Annotated in this window: 20 protein-coding genes, 2 pseudogenes and 1 CRISPR repeat array; of the genes and pseudogenes, 17 read left to right on the forward strand and 5 right to left on the reverse strand. The window is 36.4% G+C overall.

Annotated features, from left to right (window positions below):
• Positions 1-111 precede the first annotated feature (111 nt).
• The gene (locus tag ACIR310F_RS0108980) at positions 112-1,080 is read right to left on the reverse strand and encodes an ROK family protein (protein ID WP_028083553.1); all 969 of its coding nucleotides are present in this window, start codon (positions 1,078-1,080) and stop codon (positions 112-114) included.
• Positions 1,081-1,717: 637 nt separating this feature from the next.
• On the opposite strand from ACIR310F_RS0108980, the gene ACIR310F_RS0108985 reads away from it, so the two are divergent.
• Complete coding sequence (locus ACIR310F_RS0108985; protein WP_028083554.1) at positions 1,718-2,692, forward strand: sucrase ferredoxin; 975 nt, start codon at positions 1,718-1,720, stop codon at positions 2,690-2,692.
• Between the two features lie 62 nt (positions 2,693-2,754).
• Here the strand turns inward: ACIR310F_RS0108985 and ACIR310F_RS0108990 are convergent, their stop codons facing one another.
• Positions 2,755-4,344 carry a helix-turn-helix domain-containing protein gene (locus tag ACIR310F_RS0108990; protein WP_028083555.1) on the reverse strand — a complete coding sequence of 530 codons (1,590 nt, stop codon included), beginning with the start codon at positions 4,342-4,344 and terminating at the stop codon, positions 2,755-2,757.
• Positions 4,345-5,272: 928 nt separating this feature from the next.
• On the opposite strand from ACIR310F_RS0108990, the gene fdxB reads away from it, so the two are divergent.
• The 7 genes from fdxB to ACIR310F_RS0109025 all read left to right on the forward strand — a co-directional run bounded on the left by fdxB (position 5,273) and on the right by ACIR310F_RS0109025 (position 11,306).
• A complete protein-coding gene (fdxB, locus tag ACIR310F_RS0108995; protein ID WP_028083556.1) occupies positions 5,273-5,566 on the forward strand; it encodes a ferredoxin III, nif-specific in 294 nt (97 codons plus the stop codon).
• Between the two features lie 504 nt (positions 5,567-6,070).
• Positions 6,071-7,006: a cytochrome c oxidase subunit II gene (locus tag ACIR310F_RS0109000; protein WP_028083557.1), complete on the forward strand. Its 936-nt coding sequence runs from the start codon at positions 6,071-6,073 to the stop codon at positions 7,004-7,006.
• 136 nt (positions 7,007-7,142) lie between these two features.
• Entirely contained in the window at positions 7,143-8,822 is a 1,680-nt protein-coding gene (gene ctaD, locus ACIR310F_RS0109005; protein WP_028083558.1) for a cytochrome c oxidase subunit I, read from the forward strand.
• A gap of 77 nt (positions 8,823-8,899) precedes the next feature.
• Positions 8,900-9,490: a cytochrome c oxidase subunit 3 gene (locus ACIR310F_RS0109010; protein WP_028083559.1), complete on the forward strand. Its 591-nt coding sequence runs from the start codon at positions 8,900-8,902 to the stop codon at positions 9,488-9,490.
• A gap of 78 nt (positions 9,491-9,568) precedes the next feature.
• Positions 9,569-10,054, forward strand: coding sequence for a hypothetical protein (locus tag ACIR310F_RS0109015; protein ID WP_028083560.1), 486 nt, complete (start codon positions 9,569-9,571; stop codon positions 10,052-10,054).
• A 13-nt stretch (positions 10,055-10,067) separates the two neighbouring features.
• Positions 10,068-10,679, forward strand: a complete 612-nt coding sequence (locus ACIR310F_RS0109020; RefSeq protein WP_028083561.1) for a cysteine dioxygenase family protein — start codon at positions 10,068-10,070, stop codon at positions 10,677-10,679.
• A gap of 150 nt (positions 10,680-10,829) precedes the next feature.
• Entirely contained in the window at positions 10,830-11,306 is a 477-nt protein-coding gene (locus ACIR310F_RS0109025; RefSeq protein WP_028083562.1) for an ArsC/Spx/MgsR family protein, read from the forward strand.
• Between the two features lie 166 nt (positions 11,307-11,472).
• Here ACIR310F_RS0109025 and cysK read toward each other — a convergent pair whose 3' ends face one another.
• A complete protein-coding gene (gene cysK / locus ACIR310F_RS0109030) occupies positions 11,473-12,414 on the reverse strand; it encodes a cysteine synthase A (protein WP_028083563.1) in 942 nt (313 codons plus the stop codon).
• Between the two features lie 683 nt (positions 12,415-13,097).
• Between cysK and ACIR310F_RS0109035 the strand changes: the two genes are divergently transcribed.
• From ACIR310F_RS0109035 to ACIR310F_RS0109070, 7 genes are all read left to right on the forward strand, one after another.
• Positions 13,098-13,526, forward strand: a complete 429-nt coding sequence (locus ACIR310F_RS0109035; protein WP_028083564.1) for a hypothetical protein — start codon at positions 13,098-13,100, stop codon at positions 13,524-13,526.
• Positions 13,527-13,563: 37 nt separating this feature from the next.
• The gene (locus tag ACIR310F_RS0109040) at positions 13,564-13,827 is read left to right on the forward strand and encodes a hypothetical protein (RefSeq protein ID WP_028083565.1); all 264 of its coding nucleotides are present in this window, start codon (positions 13,564-13,566) and stop codon (positions 13,825-13,827) included.
• 2 nt (positions 13,828-13,829) lie between these two features.
• Positions 13,830-14,141: a hypothetical protein gene (locus ACIR310F_RS0109045; RefSeq protein ID WP_028083566.1), complete on the forward strand. Its 312-nt coding sequence runs from the start codon at positions 13,830-13,832 to the stop codon at positions 14,139-14,141.
• Positions 14,142-14,265: 124 nt separating this feature from the next.
• Complete coding sequence (locus tag ACIR310F_RS0109050; protein WP_028083567.1) at positions 14,266-14,601, forward strand: hypothetical protein; 336 nt, start codon at positions 14,266-14,268, stop codon at positions 14,599-14,601.
• A gap of 18 nt (positions 14,602-14,619) precedes the next feature.
• Positions 14,620-15,618: an LLM class flavin-dependent oxidoreductase gene (locus ACIR310F_RS0109055; protein WP_028083568.1), complete on the forward strand. Its 999-nt coding sequence runs from the start codon at positions 14,620-14,622 to the stop codon at positions 15,616-15,618.
• Positions 15,611-15,982 carry a hypothetical protein gene (locus ACIR310F_RS0109060; RefSeq protein WP_028083569.1) on the forward strand — a complete coding sequence of 124 codons (372 nt, stop codon included), beginning with the start codon at positions 15,611-15,613 and terminating at the stop codon, positions 15,980-15,982. Before ACIR310F_RS0109055 ends, ACIR310F_RS0109060 begins: the two co-directional genes overlap by 8 nt.
• Positions 15,983-16,090: 108 nt before the next feature.
• On the forward strand, positions 16,091-16,699 hold the full coding sequence (locus ACIR310F_RS0109070; protein ID WP_028083570.1) for a class I SAM-dependent methyltransferase: 609 nt from the start codon (positions 16,091-16,093) through the stop codon (positions 16,697-16,699).
• A gap of 78 nt (positions 16,700-16,777) precedes the next feature.
• On the opposite strand, the gene ACIR310F_RS21905 is transcribed toward ACIR310F_RS0109070, so the two are convergent.
• Positions 16,778-17,050 carry a hypothetical protein gene (locus ACIR310F_RS21905; protein WP_051289527.1) on the reverse strand — a complete coding sequence of 91 codons (273 nt, stop codon included), beginning with the start codon at positions 17,048-17,050 and terminating at the stop codon, positions 16,778-16,780.
• A 249-nt stretch (positions 17,051-17,299) separates the two neighbouring features.
• Between ACIR310F_RS21905 and ACIR310F_RS0109085 the strand changes: the two genes are divergently transcribed.
• Together ACIR310F_RS0109085 and ACIR310F_RS27580 are read left to right on the forward strand one after the other, a co-directional pair.
• Positions 17,300-17,536 (forward strand): type II toxin-antitoxin system Phd/YefM family antitoxin, encoded by a 237-nt coding sequence (locus tag ACIR310F_RS0109085; protein WP_028083571.1) that lies wholly within the window; start codon positions 17,300-17,302, stop codon positions 17,534-17,536.
• 35 nt (positions 17,537-17,571) lie between these two features.
• Positions 17,572-17,832: pseudogene (locus tag ACIR310F_RS27580) on the forward strand (type II toxin-antitoxin system VapC family toxin); the annotation flags it as partial.
• A 59-nt stretch (positions 17,833-17,891) separates the two neighbouring features.
• Positions 17,892-18,872: a CRISPR direct-repeat array (repeat unit 37 nt; unit sequence CTTGCAATTAACCTGATTACTCAAAGCTAATTTCACC).
• A gap of 414 nt (positions 18,873-19,286) precedes the next feature.
• Here ACIR310F_RS27580 and c2c8 read toward each other — a convergent pair.
• Positions 19,287-20,618 (reverse strand): annotated as a pseudogene (c2c8, locus tag ACIR310F_RS27585) (type V CRISPR-associated protein C2c8); the annotation flags it as partial.
• Positions 20,619-20,814: the final 196 nt, after the last annotated feature.

Genomic DNA, 20,814 nt, shown 5'->3' on the forward strand with positions numbered 1-20,814 from the left:
AGTTATTAAAACAAAAAGGTTTACACTGGTCCCTATATCAAAAACAACAGACCAATATTTAAACCAGAAGCCAATTCCTCTCTGCGACTCTGCGACTCTGCGTGAAAAAACCTAATTTAATAAATCTAGACCCAAAGCGACAGCACCCCATAAAGGTGCATCATCACCCAACAATGCCCGGACAATTTCAAAATTCACCTCTGGTAATGCCGTTTCTCTGGCTACTTTTCGCACCGCAGCCCAAAAATTATCACCGGCTTTTGTCACACCACCACCTAAAACAAAGCGTTGGGGATTCATCAGATTGGCTACATTACCAATAGCCACTCCCAAAGCCCAAGCCCCCCTATATAATACCTCTTGGGCGATTTCATCCCCGTAGGATGCGGCAGCACTGACGACTTTTCCCGTGAGTAAATCCAGATTATTACCCGTCAAATACCTAAGTATTTCTCCCCTGGCTTTACCCTCAGCGCTGGGTAGTTCTTTTTCCAGCATTTCTCGCGCATTTTGTGCCATGTAGGGGCCAGAAGCCAACCGTTCTACACATCCTCGTTTGCCACATAAGCATAATGGACCTCTAGGATCTACTACTATATGACCAATTTCCCCCGCCATGCCCAATGCACCTCGCCACAGTTTGCCATTAATTATCCAGCCTCCGCCAACACCCGTACTAATAGTAATATAAAATAAGCTATCATATCCTTGTCCAGCCCCAAAGCGATATTCACCGATGGCTGCAACATTAGCATCATTATCTATACTCACAGGTACATTATAATCTTCCTCAAATAGTTGTTTGAGGGGAACATTTTCCCACCCCGGAACATGATGAGATAGTCTAACTAAACCTGTCGTTGCGTCTACTGGACCACCAAAGCTGATACCAATAGCATCCGGTTTATTTCCTTTTAACACAGATTTGATCAGCGATCGCATAATTTCTAAATCACTTAAAGCATCAGCATTTGCAGGAGAAAACCGTGATTCATGATACAACCACTCTCTAGTACCAGCCTTAACTGTCGCTGCTGCTAATTTTGTACCGCCAAAATCCAAAGATAAGATTAATGTCATATAATTAAACAATAGGGAGTCTAGGAAACAACTATCAACCATTCACCATGATTACTTAATTATAATTTTTTTGTACTGCATTAAGAAACCATCTTCACAGCCCGGATCTAAAATATTTCTGGTATTTTTGGATTAATTATCCTTGTAACATATATATAACCTAATTTATTACATTTATAAATGCAATCATAGTGATGCTAAATTTTTGTTAACTTATGTATATTTGAGATTGTAGTCAGGACTTTAGTCCTGAGACTTGGTTTTTTAAAAAAATTATTGAGAATATTTTGCAATATAGATAAATTCAGCTATAATTTATATAACTTAAAAGTTAGTGAATGTATGCTATTGGGTATACAGACAAAAGATAGGATTTTTTATTTAGATAGTTGAGGAAAAACATCATTTAGGAGTCAACACAAAAGATTAAAAATGCTGGTCAAAACAGATATAAAGTATAAAAAATATTATATAAATTCTCCCACTAAAATGTAAAAAATCTATATTTGATATGATTACATTTTTGATCACAGAATTTATTTAGCCGGAAAAACTTGAAAAAATGAGAATATGATCAAGTGTCCACAGGAATTTCTGCTAACAATTGTCCATAAAATCCATCCTTGAGTAAGTGTAAATGAATAAATTTTTTTGTGCTGATAATTCACGACAACTACAAGAAGATATCATTGGTACTGCTACCAACTACCAGACCTATATTTTAGTAGAATGTCCTACACCCTGGACCTATGAAGCCTTAAATTCCAAATGGGTTCCCGACAACTTACGGAGTTTAGTAGAAGAAGTCAAACGTGCTAAGATGCCAATTTGCTTTCTCCTAATTGCTAATGATCAATCCCATAGAGTTAAAGAGACAACTTTATTAATTTATCAGCAGCAAAAGGGATTAATCAAAGGATACAGTAAGCAAGAATTTAAACTACCGAATATTGAAAAAGCAGCGGGAGTTATTAGTAAATATTTAGCAGGTTTTAATCCTGATTATCAAATAGAATCTCATATCAACAGGGATATATTAATATGTACTCATGGTAGCCATGATCAATGTTGTGCGAGATATGGTAATCCTTTTTATTTTTATGCTCAAAATACAATTTCTGACTTACAATTAAATCAGGTGAGAATTTGGAAATCGAGCCATTTTGGTGGTCATAGATTTGCTCCCACAGCCATAGATTTTCCCCAAGGAAGATATTATGGGATTCTTGATCAAAATACCTTTCCATCAATTCTTAACCATAGTGGGGATATAGAATGCTTCAATAAAATTTATCGTGGTTGGGGAATATTGCCTAATCCTTTGCAAATTTTGGAAAAAGAACTTATCCTCCGTTTAGGATGGGATTGGTTTAATTATAAAGTAACAGGTAAGATACTAGAAAAGAGTTTAGATAATCAGACAATTTTGGGTGAGTTAAGTTTTGAACAACCCTCTGGGACACTCTACACTTACCAAGCCAAACTTGTAAAAGATAATTTAAAAACACAAACCCTGAAAGTTTCTTGTCATGCTGCACAAGAAGTAGTATGTATGAAATATGCTGTATCTAATCTTTGGTTGGTAGCTAAAAAAGTGGCAACTTATAGTTAAGAGATCATTGTCACCAAACCCAGATCCCTGACTTCTTGAAGAAATCGGGGATCTATTTTAAATTAAGGAATATCTAGCAATTGTCTCAAGAGCATTTGATCATCTAATTTAGCTTTTAAACGACCTTTTTCCACATCACGAATCCAGCTTTGGCTTTTTTCCATTAACTTAGCTAATTCCCTTTGGGAAAGGTTCATTCTTTTGCGTCCTTCTATCACTTGTTCCCCTAGTAAATTACCTGTTTGTTGATGATTGCTTTTAGGTTTAGTAGTGCGACGTTGTTTCTTATCTGATTCTGAATGCTTTTCCCAATCTGGAGGCAGTTCAAAAGCTAAAATTCGCGCATTCAGGAGCAGATTCCATTTACCACGAGGTCCGCTATCTGTGAGACGATTTTCACCACTACCGTCATTAATCCAAAATTCTAAAGCTTGATCAGGATCTTCAGGAATATCAACTAATTTAGCCCACAAAGGTTGAATTTCTGGGGGATAGGTGACAGGATCAAATAATGGTTTAATTCCATAATGATTGAGAACTTCTAAATCATTTTCATAGGCTTTAAGTAAGCGTTTTCGCTCTTCCCTATGTTTAGAAGCTTGAGTCAGTTTTTCTTCACCATAAGCAACGCGCAGTAAGGTAGGAATAGTGATGCGTTGTTCCCTACCCATTTTAGTTTTAAATAATAACCAAAGCATGAGTCTAACAGCACCTTCATGTTGTTGCCACAAACTCATAACCGTGGTTAATAAGGTTTTAGGAAGGCTGCCATATTGATAAAATGCAGTGCGTTCTTTACATCCTTGTCTGTTGCAAAAATGTTGCGTCCAAATCCCAGCTTTGATTGTAAATGTTAGACCAATCAAATATTTACACCCTTGATCATCTTCTTGAAAATGGTGTTGAGTATTTATTAAATTCCAGAGATAACTATCTTTAATAGCAAAACTGGGAACTCTACCTTGTTGCGGCCAGTCAATAGAAACCATGAGAGAACAAGTTTGATAAACGATATTCTTGATTAAACCGAGTTTGGTACTTTTGCTTAGATCCTTACGTTTTTCCAAGCCCAAATACTGTTCAATTTGTCGTTCATCAATGGTAAATTCTTCTTGCCAAGGTTGATCTAAGGCTGTGATTTTAGCCGCAAAAATCAGATGAATACAAGCAGCACGAATATCTAAATAATCAATTGCTTGTAAATTATTATTAGTGCGGTTATTAACTGGAAATAGGTTTTGAATTTGAAAAGAAATTGTCCCTTTTCCTTGATTAACTGAGCGGTTGTAATGCCAATTACCTTCTTCATTTTTTTCCCATGGTAAAGATGTCCGTTGTGCTAATAGATTACAAGCTTCCCAGATAACTATTGCTGAAGCAAAGGGGTTATTCTTACCATTAGAAAATAAATCGGAACTGGTAGCATCTCGTGGTTCAATTTTGCATCTTCCTTTTTTTGCCTGTATAGGTATAGGGGCATTAGTTGGACAAGCAATTACGCATTGTGGTTGTGAATGATGACCATCACAATTATTGCAAAGGACAGGATCAACCCAATATTCATCATCTTCGATTTTGATTGCACCCGTAGGACATAGGGGTCGGCAGTTGTCACATCCCACGCAATTGTTATTAGGAATTATATGCGGCATAGGAGGTCTTCCTACTTTAATCGTTGAGATGTTTGGCTCAAGTCTCCCCTTACAGAAATGTTTAGATAAATGAACTACATTTAGATTTGGTTTCGCGCCATCACTCTTAGTGATCTCGAAGAGTAGACGCTAAGGAGCAAAGGCGTGAAGAACGAAGGAGATTAAATACATAAGAACTGCTATAATGTGTTCTTTTGATTCATAATTTGCTACCCAATTACCTCTATAACGAGAAGATATTTTTCTCCTCTGATTAATTACTTATAGGGTTGATGAAGCCTGATTTTGTAGCTATTGATATTTGGCAAAGTTAGACTTTATTACTTCTTCATTAACTATAAATTTCATAAAGATTTGCATAAGATTGTTCAGTATGAGCTTGGCGGAATTTCTTAATATTTACCTAGATATTTATGGTGATAATGTTTATGCTGGGCTATATAAATTAGTCTAAATGTTTTTTATGAACATCTTGAGGAGTTAGGCACAAAATGGTTCAAAAATGAAGTAAATTATTTGTTTAACTTTGTATTTATAAATACCATGAAGATGATATTTTGATCTAACTAAAAAATATTCGCAAATGGCTAGTCATTTAAGTTAATAATTAGTTGAAATAATTGATAATAATTTCTATTAATTAAGGTATTTTTTGGCTAATTGACTCAGATTTATTGAGAAAATAAATTTAAACACGATCTCGGAAAACTTTGGTTAATAAGCTTTTTATCTAACAAAACAGTCAAAATTTATCAATAAGTGTTATTATTTAATAATATTAAGTAACTAAAAATAAATAATATTGTTTAGCAAGTCATCAAAATTTGACAAAAAAGTTAATTTTTGTGATTGAAAAAATTAAATATTAGAGTAGTATGAAGATTAAAGGACTAACTAACATCTAGCTAAAATTGCTGAGGTTCTATTCATGGCTACATTAACAGGATTGACTTTTGGAGGTACTGCTTGGACTCCTAAATTTGCTCAAGAAATTGACAAGGATAAATGTATTGGTTGTGGCAGATGTATGAAAGTTTGCGGTCATAAAGTTTTGGGCTTAATGGCTTTGAATGAAGAAGGTGAATTTGTAGAAGATGAAGATGATGAGGAAATTGAACGGAAAGTAATGGTTGTTATTAAGCCAGAAAACTGTATTGGTTGTGAAGCTTGTTCTCGGATTTGTCCCAAGAATTGTTACAGTCATACCACTTTAGACCAATAACATTTTGGGTGATTTTTAAACAGTTAATTTTTGTCATTCTCAGCAAGGTAACTAGAGGGTAATCTCGATATTTACAGAATTTATTTGAAAAGTTCAAGGTAAACAGAAACGTAAATCGTCAATTGTTATTTTCTAAAAAAATCATACTTGCTACTATTTTTTCTCCGTTTATTTGATGTGTGAAGATCAGGACATACCCTGTAGTCAGGACTTTAGTTATATTTTCGAGATACTACGCGAACCTAATCAGGGCTAAAGCCCACAGTACAAACAAAAAATATCAAGTTTCAGATCCTCTATTTTTTCAAGAAGTCGGGGATTTTGTGGTTATCAATATGAAAAAATATGGAAGTTTAGCCATTTTTTGCTAGTTACAAGTTAGAACAGTAATAGTGAAAAATAAAAAAATGATTCTCTCTGTAAAAGAGAATTATTGATCTATAGAAACAAAGTCTATCTTCACTGACTATTGTTTTATTACTGTTTACAAAGCAGGTAGCATTTATGCAAAAAGTTCCTGTTTCGCTGTGGACACTGTTAGCTGGGATGATCATAGCCCCTATCAGTATTTGGATTGGTCAAAATCATCATTTATTACCGGAAGCAGCATCGCAACAAGCGCCTTTGGTAGATGGTTTCTTCAATATCATGTTTACAATTGCAGTTGCCCTTTTTTTAGTTGTTGAAGGGACAATTCTGCTGTTTCTAGTTATCTACAGACGACGAAAAGGAGATAATTCCGATGGTGTAACTGTAGAAGGTAACTTGAGTTTAGAGATTTTTTGGACAGCAATTCCTACAGTAATTGTGATCTTTTTAGGCATTTACAGTGTTGATATTTATAACCAAATGGGTGGTTTTGGTGTGGGTAGTCATCCTCACCATGGGTCAACAACTGCTATGAATGTTAGTCATACAACTAATATTGGTATTGGTGAAAATCCTCAAACCAAAAATAAACCTGCTGATTTAGTTGTAGATGTCAAAGGCATCCAATTTGCGTGGTTATTTAATTATCCTGTAAGTGGTGTTTCTGCTGGAGAATTGCACGTTCCCGTGGGTACTGATGTGCAATTAAATTTATCCGCAGATGATGTAATTCACTCTTTTTGGGTTCCCCAATTTCGTCTCAAACAAGATGCTATTCCTGGTGTTCCTACTCAACTGCGATTTACAGCTACAAAAACTGGTACTTATCCAGTAGTTTGTGCAGAATTATGTGGTGGTTATCATGGTTCAATGCGGACACAGGTAATTGTCCATGAACGAGAAGATTTTGATGCTTGGATGAGTGAAAATCAAATTGCTGAACATCAAGAGATAAATCAGGCTGTGGCTGTGAATTTAGAGAATTTATCCCCATCAGAATTTCTAGCCCCCTACACTCAGAATTTAGATGTAACTCCCGCAAATCTTGAGTCATTAGCCCATCAATTTTAGATTTTGGATCTGAGATTGATTCTTGTCTAAAATTTTGGATATTGAATCATCAAAATCGAAGTTTAAAATCTAAAGTTCAGTCGTTACTAATTATTAGCTAATAACTGAAACCTGACAAAAGACAACCAACAAAAATATGACACAAGTAGATTTTCCAGTTAATCCTCCACCTAATGAAAATCAAGCACCAACGCTGCTAAATACTCATAGTTCTCATCCCACAGCGTGGAAAGTTAGAGATTATTTCACATTTAATACCGATCACAAAGTGATTGGTATTCAATATTTAGTGACAGCCTTTGTATTCTATCTAATTGGTGGGTTAATGGCGATCGCAATTCGCACAGAATTAGCCACACCAGACTCGGATTTTATTGATCCAAATCTCTACAATGCCTTTATGACAAATCATGGAACAATCATGATTTTCCTATGGATTGTACCCAGCGCCATTGGTGGATTTGGTAACTATCTAGTTCCCTTAATGATGGGTGCTAGAGATATGGCTTTTCCTAAATTAAATGCGATCGCTTTTTGGTTAAATCCCGTCGCTGGATTATTACTATTACTAAGTTTTTTCTTTGGTGGTTCTCAATCTGGTTGGACTGCTTACCCACCATTAAGTTTAGTTACCGCCAACAACGCCCAAAGTTTATGGATTTTGTCCATTGTTTTAGTCGGAACTTCTTCAATTTTAGGTTCTATTAACTTTGTCATCACCATTTTGATGATGAAAGTTCCCAGCATGAAATGGGATCAAGTTCCCCTATTTTGTTGGGCAATTCTAGCAACTTCCATCCTCGCACTTTTATCTACTCCAGTATTAGCAGCAGGTTTAATCTTGCTGTTATTTGATATTAATTTCGGGACATCTTTTTTCAAACCAGACGCAGGTGGTAATGTGGTTATTTACCAACATTTATTCTGGTTTTATTCCCACCCGGCAGTTTATTTAATGATTCTGCCGATTTTCGGAATTATGTCCGAAATTATTCCCACCCACGCCCGAAAACCGATTTTTGGTTATAAAGCCATTGCCTTTTCCACCGTTGCTATTTGCGTCGTTGGTTTATTCGTTTGGGTACACCATATGTTTACCAGTGGTACACCTGGATGGATGCGGATGTTCTTCACCATTTCCACACTCATAGTAGCAGTCCCCACAGGTGTAAAAATATTCGGTTGGGTAGCGACCCTCTGGGGCGGAAAAATCCGCTTTACCAGCGCCATGTTATTTGCTATCGGTTTACTTTCCATGTTCGTCATGGGCGGTTTAAGCGGTGTCACCATGGGAACAGCCCCCTTTGATGTTCACGTTCACGATACTTATTACGTAGTCGGTCATTTTCACTACGTTTTATTTGGTGGTTCAGTTTTTGGGATTTACGCAGGTATCTATCACTGGTTCCCCAAAATCACCGGTAGAATGATGAACGAAACCTGGGGACGAATTCATTTTATACTTACATTCATCGGTACAAACCTGACATTTCTACCCATGCACAAACTGGGTTTACAAGGAATGCCCCGCCGAGTTGCCATGTATGACCCCCAATTTGCCAGCTTAAACCAGCTTTGCACCATTGGTGCAATCCTTTTAGGTATTTCCGTCATTCCCTTCGCTTTAAACGCCATTTACAGTTGGCAAAAAGGCGAAATTGCTGGTGACAACCCCTGGGAAAGTTTAACTTTAGAATGGACAACCAGTTCCCCACCCATTATTGAAAACTGGGAAGTTTTACCAGTTGTTACCCATGGACCCTATGACTACGGACATCACCAGGAAGAATCATCGGTGACAGAAGCTATCAGTTAAAACCCAGAGGTATGCAGAGGTCTTTCGCGCCTTTGCACCTTTGCGTAAGACGACAAAAAATTTACCAGGAAAATAATATGACTGCAATTACACCCAGTGAACATCATAGCAACGGAGAACATCCAGATTTACGAGTGTGGGGTTTAATCACATTTCTTGCTTCTGAATCTTTGATGTTTGGCGGATTTTTCGCCACTTATTTGTTTTTTAAAGGGACGACAGCAGTTTGGCCGCCTGAAGGCACAGAAGTAGAATTATTTATCCCCGCCATTAACACTATCATCCTCGTTTCTAGCAGTTTTGTCATTCATTTTGGTGATATGGCAATTAAAAGAAATAGTGTAGGTTGGATGCGGTTTTGGTATTTTATCACCGCCATTATGGGTGCTGTATTCTTAGCAGGTCAAGTTTATGAATACATGAATTTAGGTTATGGATTCACTACCAATGTTTTCTCAAATTGCTTTTATTTAATGACAGGTTTTCATGGCTTGCACGTTTTTGTAGGACTGTTATTAATTTTAGGTGTACTATGGCGTTCTTTCCGTCGTGATCATTATTCTGCTACTAAACATACTGGCATAGAAATGGCGGAGATTTACTGGCACTTCGTTGATATTATTTGGATTATTCTCTTTACTTTGGTCTATCTTCTCAATATTTTGTAAAAATGGATTGTGAGTAATTCGTCATGAGGAATTACTCATATTCTTAATTCCCCAATCAAATGAGATTAATTACCTATTATGAAAACTGATACCAATAGATTTTCATGGTTTGATGTTGCAGATGATATCAAAGAATTATTGATATTAGCCGCAGCCACCTGGGAAAATACAGAAGAATCTACAAAATATATGCAGCAAGCTTTGGCTAAAACAGCAGATAATACAGATATTTTAGTCGCAGCTTATAGATATTTTTACTACAAAAATAATTATAGTTTAGCACTGACAACAGCAGAGAAAATAACCGCTAAAATCAAAGCAGTGGAAAATCTATCTGATAATTGGGAAGAACTTAAACCTATCTTAATCAAACGTCAGGAAGAACCCCAAATCAGATTGTATTTGAATGCTTATGCTGCTTCTGGTTTGGTATTAGCTAAACTAGGAAAAATAGAGGAAGCAAAGGAAATTAGTAGCAGAATTAAAGGAATTGATGACAAAAATGATTTTGGTGCTGGTATTCTTCTCGATATTTTAACTCGTCCACCGGAAACTGATGATTAAACGTTCATAAATTATGCAAGGTAAAGATTGGTTTGTTGCGGAAAATGGAGAATATCAAATTTGTAAATCAGCAAGATCATGGGATTTATTGCAGGATAATTATCGTCTATATCGCTTTTTAACTGACGTGGAAGATGTACTCAATGATATTGAAAAACAATCAGCCCAACTTACACAAATAAGAACCCTAGTAAGACGATTAATTGTTAATTCCTATTGGGTACAAAGTCAGTTTTTAAAACCTGATGCCAAAACGGGAATTTCTGTTTTATTATTATATGATGAATTAGGATTTCCTTTAACAGTACAAACAGTAACATTTGCACCAGGAACAACTTCCACTATTCATAGTCATGGCACATGGGGAGTAATTGCAATATTAAAAGGTCAGGAAAAAAACACATTTTGGCGACGTACTGAAAATCCTGACTTCCCTGATAAAATTGAAAAAACAGGAGAAATAAACTTATTTCCAGGTGACATTATCAGCTTTACATCTGAGACAATACATCATGTTCAAGCAATGGGTGAAGAACCAACAGTAACATTTAATATTTATGGAGAAACAAACCCAAAACAAAGATTTGAATTTGATGTAATTAACCACATTGCTAAAAAATTTTAAAGAATTTTCAAGCTAATGGCAAAAACAAAAAATGTTATAATTTCGGGATATAGGTGTTAGCTATCAATCAAAAAAAATTATCTTGAATCTGCGTTTATCTGCGTTTATCTGCGTTTAATTTACATCCAGAAATCAATAGGAGAAATAGCAATGGCCAGAGTAATTTTCTATGAAAAACCAGGCTGTAAAAACAATACCAGACAAAAAGTATTACTCACAGCCGCAGGTCATGAAGTGGTAGCATATAGTTTATTAACAGAACCTTGGACAGTGGAAAAATTGCGGTCATTTTTTGGCGATCGCCCGGTAATAGAATGGTTTAATAAAGCCGCACCCAGGGTAAAATCAGGAGAGGTGAATCCTGAAAATATCACCGCTGAAAATGCTTTGATCATGATGCTGAGAGATCCTTTATTAATTCGTCGTCCTTTGATACAAGTAGGAGACAGAAGAGAAATCGGTTTTGATGTGGAGAAAATTGACACATGGATAGGCTTAAAACCTGTGGATGAATCTTTGCAACAAATGAGCGAAAAACTGATGCAGCAAGACCTCCAAGGCTGTGCTAATAAAGATAATCACGACCACCACCATGGTCAAGGTGGTTGTAAAAATCACAAACAATAACTAACAATTTTAGTAGGGTGTGTTAGCGTCAGCGTAACGCACCCGTGAACAGTTTATTTTTTAAGTCTATATATTAATAAATATTGGTGCGTTATTTAAAAAGATTTTGTTGGGTAACAAAAGAGTTAACCCAACTTACAAAATATTCAGAATTTGGGTGAATTAATTAACTCATTAAATCTTGAAACAGAGCGGTACTTAAATAACGTTCACCAAAGGAAGGTTGAATCACCACAATTAATTTACCCGCATTTTCTGGGCGTTTACCGACAACAATAGCCGCACATAAAGCCGCACCAGAAGATATTCCCGATAATAAACCCTCTTCTCTGGCTAATCTACGCCCATACGCTATTGCATCTATATCATCAACTTGCACTATCTCATCAATTAAGTCTTGACGCAAAACATCAGGAACAAAGCCCGCACCAATACCTTGAATTTTATGAGGACCCGGTTTACCACCTGATAAAATGGGACTGTTGCTAGGTTCTACCGCAATAGCTTGAAAACTGGGTTTGCGTTGTTTAATGACTTCTGCAATACCAGTAATTGTACCACCTGTTCCTACCCCAGCAATTAAAATATCAACTTCTCCGTCCGTATCCGCCCAAATTTCCTCAGCGGTGGTTTCTCTGTGGATTTTCGGATTCGCAGGGTTAGCAAATTGCTGTAACATAAAAGCATGGGGAGTATTCGCCACAATTTCCTCTGCTTTATTAATTGCTCCTCGCATTCCTTGAGTTCCTGGTGTTAACTCCAAACTCGCACCATAAGCCCGCAGCATGGCGCGTCTTTCTTGACTCATGGTTTCGGGCATGGTTAAAATCAATTTGTAGCCCCGCGCGGCTGCTACCATAGCTAACGCAATACCTGTATTACCGGAAGTTGGTTCAACTAAAACCGTTTTTCCTGGTGAAATTAAACCTTCAGCTTCAGCGGAAAGAATCATACTTACGCCAATTCTATCTTTGACAGAGGCCGCAGGATTCATACTTTCTAATTTGACAACTATCCTGGCCTTCACTCCTTCGGCTTGAGGAATTTTATTTAACTGAATTAATGGAGTTTTTCCAATCAGTTCTGTTACATCTTTAGCAATTCGCATTTTTTAACTCCTAAACTTCTAAAGTTTATATATTAAACTATTTTTATCAAGTATTTATCTCATTGAGTATTGGTATTAACCACGCTTATTCTAGCATAATTTATATCTATTTCACCAAAAATATTAGTAATTATTAAAAACTATTAGAATATCTTAATGTTGTTTCTGAGCTATTTAAGATATCTTAGGTTTATCTTTGTCATGGAATGCTGTAATTTGAGTACAGTTTGTACTGGGGAATTTTCTTAGCAAAATATCTAAAACTAATAGTCTGTCTTGGTTTGAGTTTGAGTACAAAATACCCCGTCCCCTTTTTCAAAAATGCTAGTACCCCACTCAATAAATACTAGCACCCCAACCCCAAAAAATATTTTAATTTCTTTTAAATGCTTACCAAATCAGGATCACAGAATTTGAGTAATGTCGTAATTATCTTAATAATATTAACTTGAGTCGCTGAAAATTGGGACTAAAAAGGGAACTGATATAAACGATATAGGATTTACGCAGAGATTCCCCTCTACCCCCCGAAGTTCCTCAGATGAAAGTCTGACGAATCAGGGGGGACTTCTTAACTCCTGTATTTGTCATCAGCATATTTTGAATAAAAAAGGTGCAAAAAATCAACATAATCATAAAAATTTTCTTTCTAGGTAATTAAGTCCTGGTAAGGGAGAATAAACATGAAAGTGAAATTTTTAAATCTGCTGACTGTAAGTTTAGTAACTTTAGCATTAATTTCTCCAGGGGTAGTAGTATTTGCTATAGTTTGGGGACAACATAAAGAGTTCGTTAAAACACAGAATTTATCCTGTGAATTGCAGAAAATAAATATAGCATCTCCAGCATTAGTTCCCCAAACAAAAATTATCAATACTCAGTTATCTTTGGTCAAATCCCCACCATCTGATCACAATTTTCTGCACCAACTAAAAGTTACTGCAAAAAAATATAAATTAGCGACAATTTTGCAATGGTTATTTTTAGTAACACCCATTTTTATTGGTGTATTAATTATCGCTTATGACAGATATCTTGTCTATCGTGCTGCTGTATTAAAAGAACACATTGCTATGTTAGAAAGAATGTGGGAACAAAGCATCGAACAGTAATTTTTCAACTTAATCATTCACAATAAACTAAATTATCATGACAGACGAACGCCAAACCCAGTATTTTAATTTAATTGATGAACTTCTGCAATGTCCTAATGGTCAAGAACCAGAAGTTTTAGAAGCAAAACCAGAATTAATTGACTCTGGTTTAGTGCAATCAATGTTACAAGTAGCCACAATGTTTGCTCATCAAGGTAATCAAGATGGGGCGCAATTTCTATTTTTTGTTGCTAAACAATTAGCCAAAGAACTAGGTTTATATCCTGAAGTTTCTGATCAAGTTGTCACTCAGGAGTAATCATGTTATTGACTGCAACTGATGCTGGAAAAATATCATTAGAATTTCTCTTAGCAGATTGGAATATTGCTGATGATTTTAGAGATTGGTTTACAGTATTTAATTCTCGCTTAATGGGTGAGAGTTGGTATATTGTAGAATTGGGTGTAGAGGGATTACCTGATAGATGGTTTATGCAGGTCTATGACACAGGAGTTTGTGACCCTAATTATACTTTTATTTCCCCAATTGCTGGTGCAGAAGGATATACAGATTTAAAAAGTCTACCAGATATTATTGCTGATGTTTTAGTAGCCGAACGTAATTCTCGATAAAAATTGGAAATCTTGAGATCCTCGACTTATTCAAAAAGTCGGGGATCTTTATTTTTGTTATGCTTAAATGACAATTATATGTTATAATAAATAGAGTTATGGACGCTACAGAAGAATCAGTCAAATGATTACTGAAGACATCCTAGCCCAAGAATTTCTCAGAGTGGTAGATGACTATTATCCGTCCGTGGGAGAACTTTTAGAAGGCTGCCACGTGAAAGTTATCACTTGCTTTTGGGGACGACCTGCAAAACGGTTTCAATATATAGGAATTTATTGTCGAGAAGACATAATGCCCTATATTCAAGCCCAAAAACAAATCCTCAGAGAATTAGCTGAAAATATGGGGCTAATTCAAGTAGTTTGTCTCAATGCTAAACGATTGCTACGTGATCCTATGTCGAAGTTAAAACAGTCTGAACCTCGATTATGGTTGGAGTTGCAATTAGTGGCAGCCTAATCTAATATTTGGTTAACAATGAAAACAGGACTTTTCTGCAATTACGAAAATCATCACCATGATGCTAGACGCACTATCTTTGAACAAGTTTTATTGGTGAAGGAGGCTGAAAGTTTAGGTTTTGAAGAAGCTTGGGTAACAGAACATCATTTTAATGAGTTCAATCTCAGTCCTTCAATTCTGCTATTATTGGCACATTTGGCAGGTGTGACTTCGCAAATTCGTCTAGGAACTGCGGCTGTATTATTGCCATTTCACCAACCAATTCGCGTTGCTGAAGATATTGCTACCTTGGATAATCTTTGTAGTGGTAGGTTGGCTTTTGGAGTAGCTAAAGGTGGACCTTTTCCCCAGCAAAATAAACATTTTGGTGTGAAAATGCAGGAATCTCGCACCAGAATGTTAGAGTCAGTGGCATTGATTCAAAAGCTATTATATGAAACTAACGTATCATTTAATGGCGAATATTATCAATGCGAAAATCTGACGATACAACCCCAACCACTGCAAAAACCAATTCCTATATATGTTGCTAGTGGTGATGATGATGCAGTTAAATTTGCTGCTGAAAATTCCTTTGGTTTAATGGGGGGTCCGCCGTTTTCTTTAGCAAGACTAAAGAAGACGGTTAATAAATATCGGGAATTTAATCAAAGTGGTGCAGAAAAGTTCCTGTTAGCGCGGTTCTTTTTTGTGGGTAAAACTCATGATCAAGCAGTAAATGAAGCATTACCTTTTATTCGTCATTTTAGCAAAGAAATGACGGCTAACTCAACTCAAGTAATGGAAAAAAGTCCTCAACAACCAGCATTTGATCGGACAAATATTTGTTTTGATGAGGACTATTTGCTGGAAAATTCAATTATCGGTGATGTCAACGGTTGTCGTGACAAAATCAAGAAATTTCAGGACGAATTAAATCTCAGCACACTAGCGTTAAAACCTTCATCTTTTTCCTTACAGAAAAATCGAGAAAGTTTACAACGCTACAATCAAGAGGTGCGGAATTATGTCTAAACTTTCCCTACTTCCTCCCGATGATTTACCTCCGACTAAGGTAACAAAAGAGGATGGAATGCTACATTTAGAGTTGGAACAGTCTATTGGTAAATGCTTCTTTTATGCGTGCGATCGCATTACCCAAGTATTACTATCTAATTGTCAGTGGTACATGACCACAAATAAGACGACTTTGATGTTAATTGTAGACTGTCCCGATCTAGTTGCCTATTGGCATATAGTTAGTAATATTCCCCAATTAGGAAATAGGCTGGAAAGATTCACTAAAGATGCCAAAATTCGCGTTTATCCTCCTTTTGGCAAGGGATCACCCTTTGAAATTGGAGTGAATGAAATTTCAGCCTATCGAGATTGGTTGTAAGTCCTAAATTATATTTTAATCCCTAAAATCACCTGATCCTCGACTTCTTGAAAAGTCGGGGATTTATCTTCTATCTTGTTATAATCAAATAAATACAATATACCAGCCATGATTAACAACATGATTAATAACAAAAAAGAACTATTTGATCGTTGGGCAAATAGTTATGATTGGACATTTCCTTCTTTTATTTATCAAGCAATTCATAAAAGATTACTTTCCCAAGTTGAATTATCAGCAAATGCCAATGTACTTGATTTAGGTTGTGGAACAGGTAGATTATTAAATAGATTAGCAAATCAGTTTCCAGAAATTACAGGCACAGGTTTAGATTTATCTCCCCAAATGTTGCGGGTAGCGAGGCAAAATAACCGCCACCGTCCCCGCTTAATTTACCTTGAAGGTAATGCCGAAAATCTCCCCTTTGTAGAGGGACAATTTGATGCGGTTTTTAATACTATCAGTTTTTTGCATTATCCCCAACCAGACCAAGTTTTAAAAGAAGTAGCAAGGGTACTTTCTCCTGGTGGTAAATTTTATTTAGTGGACATTACTTTTAATAACTCATCATCATGTCAAATTACACCCCATTCTCCCACAGCAGTTAGATTTTATAGCCAAAAACAAAGAGAAGAAATGGGGAATAATGCCGGTTTAAATTGTGTAGGTCATTATCCCTTATTAGGGTTTGTATTATTAACTATTTTTCAAAAATAATCTTCGTAGGGTGCGTTAGCGACAGCGTAACGCACGATTTTCTTATGTTAGATAGTTAGTAGATTTAATATCACAAGTTTAAACTTCCACCTCTTGAACGACCTCTAAGGGTAATTCTAATATTTCTACAATTTTTTGATCAGTTAAACCTAATTCCCGTAATTTTTCGATTTTTTCAACTCTCTTTTTATCTAACTTTCTCTTAGGAGGTTTAGAACCAATATTCATACAACCAATTATATTTTGATTAATACTTTTATCACCTAAAAAAATATTTACATTTCCCTGTCGTTCAAGAACAGATTTAAGATTTCTTTTATCAACTGGTTCATCGAAAATATTAGATAACATTTGCAAGAGTTCATAACCTACATCCTTCGCGTGACCGGTATAATTTGGTCAAAGGGATGGCTAATTCTTGAACCTGGTGAGTGTGATATAGCTCTTTCTGGTAATGTCAGAAATATGGAGATTGCTATTACTGGGCAAACCTACCAGGGTATGGGGATCTAGTTTCCCTAAATAGCTAATAGAATATATTTACAAAACATCTATTTCTGTTATATAATTAAAGAAAATTTGTAAAATATTGAGAACCTTATGACTCAGATTACAATTGAAGAAGCTACTCAAAATTTATATAAACTTCTAGAACAAGTCGCTAAAGGTGAGCAATTTATTCTGATGAAAGAAGGCAAAGAAATTGCTCGTCTTCTTCCTCCCCAACAGGTAAAAAAAGTATTTCCTAGTTTAAACGATTTTAGAAAATCCATAGTTTTAAAAGGAAGTTCAATGAGTACCACGATATTAGAAGAAAGAGAGAACGAAAGATATTGATTTATTTAGATACTAGCGCCATTGTTCCTTATTATGTGCCTGAAAAATTAAGTGCTGTTGTTGAACAACTATTACAAAAACAAGAAGATAAACCGATCATTAGTCAATTAGTTGAGGTGGAATTATTTTCTGCCTTATCTCGTAGGGTAAGAATGGGTGAAGTTTCCCAAAATGACGCTAGACGGATTACAGAATTGTTTGAAAATCATCTTAATGAAGGTTTGTATGGTCTTGTTTTATTGGAAAATCAACATTACCGTTTAGCTAGAGACTGGATATCCAGGTTTGATCTGCCTTTAAGAACTTTAGATGCTTTGCATTTAGCTGTGTGTAGTATTAATAATTTGTCTCTGGTCTTGCAATTAACCTGATTACTCAAAGCTAATTTCACCTCACGTCATTAGCCTGTAGCGTTTCGTTGCTTGTTCTTGCAATTAACCTGATTACTCAAAGCTAATTTCACCGCCAATGGTTTTGGGATATTGCTGGTTTTTGAATCTTGCAATTAACCTGATTACTCAAAGCTAATTTCACCGCTGATTAAGCTAAATAGACAATTAGCTGATTTACTTGCAATTAACCTGATTACTCAAAGCTAATTTCACCGCTGCTATTCCGTCCCCAACATTTAAAAAGGAAATTCAGACTTGCAATTAACCTGATTACTCAAAGCTAATTTCACCGTATATGTTAGGCGCTGCAACTACCCAAGCATACACTCTTGCAATTAACCTGATTACTCAAAGCTAATTTCACCTTTCTACCATTCCCTCAGAAAATTTCCTTTCCCAGCCTTGCAATTAACCTGATTACTCAAAGCTAATTTCACCCGGTGAAAAATGTCCTTCCGAATAAATTTTGGAGAACTTGCAATTAACCTGATTACTCAAAGCTAATTTCACCTGCGGCGGCCCAGATTTTATCCCGATCTTTAATTCTTGCAATTAACCTGATTACTCAAAGCTAATTTCACCAAGCTTACAATAGAAGCCGAAAATACTTTTAAGCTCTTGCAATTAACCTGATTACTCAAAGCTAATTTCACCGTCCGGGTTTTTTAGCATGGATGAGATCAGGGTCCTTGCAATTAACCTGATTACTCAAAGCTAATTTCACCTTTCCTGAAAATGCGATCCACACACATTCTCAATTTCCCCTTGCAATTAACCTGATTACTCAAAGCTAATTTCACCCGCCGGGACGACCAATGAGACAGAAATATTGTTGCTTGCAATTAACCTGATTACTCAAAGCTAATTTCACCTGGAATTTTCCGACTTGCTTTATGATCCTGAACTCCTTGCAATTAACCTGATTACTCAAAGCTAATTTCACCTGCCGTATCCCAGATAGTAAGCTGTGTAAAGCTTTCAGATGATGATTGCGCGGATCTCTTGTTTTTCTTAGTTTTGGGAATTTTATTTTCCACTGAATTCGGTGAAATGCTTGATGTGCAAGGTGCGCGGGTATCTGGCTTATTGTCAAGGTTCGGATCGCTTACGGTGTCTAGCTTTGAGGTTGTTTTTGCAGGAGTAGAGGTTTTTACATCCCCCCTTCCGCGCTGAGTTCCCTTTGCGGGGGTTCTTACAAGGGTTAATTGGGAGGAATGTTCATCCTCCGGTGGTGCTTGCACACCTTCCTGATGACAGTGCGTTTCACACTCAGAGTCAGGCTTTCGGGTTTCCCCATGTTCCCACGCCCAAGCGCGGTACACTGTTTGTAATTGTTTTTTGCCCTTGAGTAAAATATTCTTTGCTGCATTGGAATCACGCCCTTCTGTGTGGCCACATTCTGTACAGCGATGAGTTCTTTGACTCAAGGCTTTCTTTATTTTAGCACCACAATTTGAACAGTCAACCGTAGTGTAGTGAGCCGCAACTTTTACAAACTCTCTATCAGTATCTTGACACTTTGTTTCAATTTTACTGATTAAATCACCCAGTGCCGAATCAGCAAAACTTTTGTTTAAACCAGCTTTACGTTTTGCTCCATTCTGTTCATAGCCATTGCCATCCTCACGCTTTTTAGCTTTGGGCTTGCGATTAAGATTTTGTATTTTTATGTCTTCCATCACAATACCAGAATACTCGCGGACAATCTTAGTAGATAACTTATGATTAAATGCGTTGCGGCTGCGGCGAATCTTCTCATGATGTAGTGCTATTTTTCGGTAGGTTTTCTTCTGATTGCATCCTCCCTTAACTTGTCTAGATGCTTTGCGCTGTAACCGTCTTAGCTTGGCTTGCTGCTTTCTAAATAGTCTAGGCGGTTCAACTTCTCTACCCTGATCTGTGGTAATAACTGATAGTAAACCAGGATCAATTCCCACTGATTTATCAGATTTTGGTAATGGTTCATCGGGAACATCAACACATACATGAAGATAATAACCTGATGGTTCTATAACTATCCTGGCTGCTCCCCATTCCTGCCAATCATATCTATCAAATAACCCCTTAACCCGAATTTTACCAAGCTTGGGGAACTGGACATAACCATTATTTGAACCGGGTATTTTTTCCGGTTTTAGTTCTTTGGATTTACCACCAGCATTGAGGTTGACAAGCGACTTGATTTTATCATTTCTCCCTTTGAATTTTGGCTTTCTACCGGGGTGTTTTGGGGTAACATAGGCTTTCCATGATTTCTTTAAAGAATCAATTACTCCCGCCTTAAATTTAGTGGGAACATCTGCCATGAAGTCGGGAATTTTATCACTTCTATAAAATTCACATTGTCCATATTTATCAGGGTCTTCAATATTCAAATGTTGCCTAATCTCGCAATAGGGATAACCATTCTTGGGTCTAATCACACCTGTACCGACTAATCGCACTTTCTCCCATTTCTCAGTAGATTTACCTTTTTTGTCTTCAGTAACGACTTTTCGCCATTTCCACTGTAAAACCACACCATCGGGAATGACTTGATCACCTATTTCTTTCTCCCTATAATATTTCTGTCTTCCTGCTAATTTCAGTGATAAGCCCGTGTTCCATACCCACTTGAGTTTATCCAGCCATTTATCAATTGTCTGTGACTGTGCAAGAGTCGGATAGATTTTAAATTCCAGGGTTTTCATATAAAATATGCTTGTGCGATCGCCCACATCGTACTTACAGTTGTGAATTTATGGTAATTATGACAGAACTAGATTGGGTAGTCTTAATTATACCCATATTATATATGATCAGCTAACCTGCTACTAAATTGAATAATGTAAAAACGTCAAATTTTTATAAAAATTAATGTCATGGGAGCATATTGCTCCCTTGCTT

Source organism: Dolichospermum circinale AWQC310F (genome assembly GCF_000426925.1).
GTDB classification, from domain to species: domain Bacteria; phylum Cyanobacteriota; class Cyanobacteriia; order Cyanobacteriales; family Nostocaceae; genus Dolichospermum; species Dolichospermum circinale.

Excerpts from the sequence above, each read along its gene's own strand:
- ACIR310F_RS0108980 (WP_028083553.1), bottom strand. The coding sequence starts at position 1,080 with ATGACATTAATCTTATCTTTGGATTTTGGCGGTACAAAATTAGCAGCA.
- ACIR310F_RS0108985 (WP_028083554.1), top strand. The coding sequence starts at position 1,718 with ATGAATAAATTTTTTTGTGCTGATAATTCACGACAACTACAAGAAGAT.
- ACIR310F_RS0108990 (WP_028083555.1), bottom strand. The coding sequence starts at position 4,344 with ATGCCGCATATAATTCCTAATAACAATTGCGTGGGATGTGACAACTGC.
- fdxB (WP_028083556.1), top strand. The coding sequence starts at position 5,273 with ATGGCTACATTAACAGGATTGACTTTTGGAGGTACTGCTTGGACTCCT.
- ACIR310F_RS0109000 (WP_028083557.1), top strand. The coding sequence starts at position 6,071 with ATGCAAAAAGTTCCTGTTTCGCTGTGGACACTGTTAGCTGGGATGATC.
- ctaD (WP_028083558.1), top strand. The coding sequence starts at position 7,143 with ATGACACAAGTAGATTTTCCAGTTAATCCTCCACCTAATGAAAATCAA.
- ACIR310F_RS0109010 (WP_028083559.1), top strand. The coding sequence starts at position 8,900 with ATGACTGCAATTACACCCAGTGAACATCATAGCAACGGAGAACATCCA.
- ACIR310F_RS0109015 (WP_028083560.1), top strand. The coding sequence starts at position 9,569 with ATGAAAACTGATACCAATAGATTTTCATGGTTTGATGTTGCAGATGAT.
- ACIR310F_RS0109020 (WP_028083561.1), top strand. The coding sequence starts at position 10,068 with ATGCAAGGTAAAGATTGGTTTGTTGCGGAAAATGGAGAATATCAAATT.
- ACIR310F_RS0109025 (WP_028083562.1), top strand. The coding sequence starts at position 10,830 with ATGGCCAGAGTAATTTTCTATGAAAAACCAGGCTGTAAAAACAATACC.
- cysK (WP_028083563.1), bottom strand. The coding sequence starts at position 12,414 with ATGCGAATTGCTAAAGATGTAACAGAACTGATTGGAAAAACTCCATTA.
- ACIR310F_RS0109035 (WP_028083564.1), top strand. The coding sequence starts at position 13,098 with ATGAAAGTGAAATTTTTAAATCTGCTGACTGTAAGTTTAGTAACTTTA.
- ACIR310F_RS0109040 (WP_028083565.1), top strand. The coding sequence starts at position 13,564 with ATGACAGACGAACGCCAAACCCAGTATTTTAATTTAATTGATGAACTT.
- ACIR310F_RS0109045 (WP_028083566.1), top strand. The coding sequence starts at position 13,830 with ATGTTATTGACTGCAACTGATGCTGGAAAAATATCATTAGAATTTCTC.
- ACIR310F_RS0109050 (WP_028083567.1), top strand. The coding sequence starts at position 14,266 with ATGATTACTGAAGACATCCTAGCCCAAGAATTTCTCAGAGTGGTAGAT.
- ACIR310F_RS0109055 (WP_028083568.1), top strand. The coding sequence starts at position 14,620 with ATGAAAACAGGACTTTTCTGCAATTACGAAAATCATCACCATGATGCT.
- ACIR310F_RS0109060 (WP_028083569.1), top strand. The coding sequence starts at position 15,611 with ATGTCTAAACTTTCCCTACTTCCTCCCGATGATTTACCTCCGACTAAG.
- ACIR310F_RS0109070 (WP_028083570.1), top strand. The coding sequence starts at position 16,091 with ATGATTAACAACATGATTAATAACAAAAAAGAACTATTTGATCGTTGG.
- ACIR310F_RS21905 (WP_051289527.1), bottom strand. The coding sequence starts at position 17,050 with ATGTTATCTAATATTTTCGATGAACCAGTTGATAAAAGAAATCTTAAA.
- ACIR310F_RS0109085 (WP_028083571.1), top strand. The coding sequence starts at position 17,300 with ATGACTCAGATTACAATTGAAGAAGCTACTCAAAATTTATATAAACTT.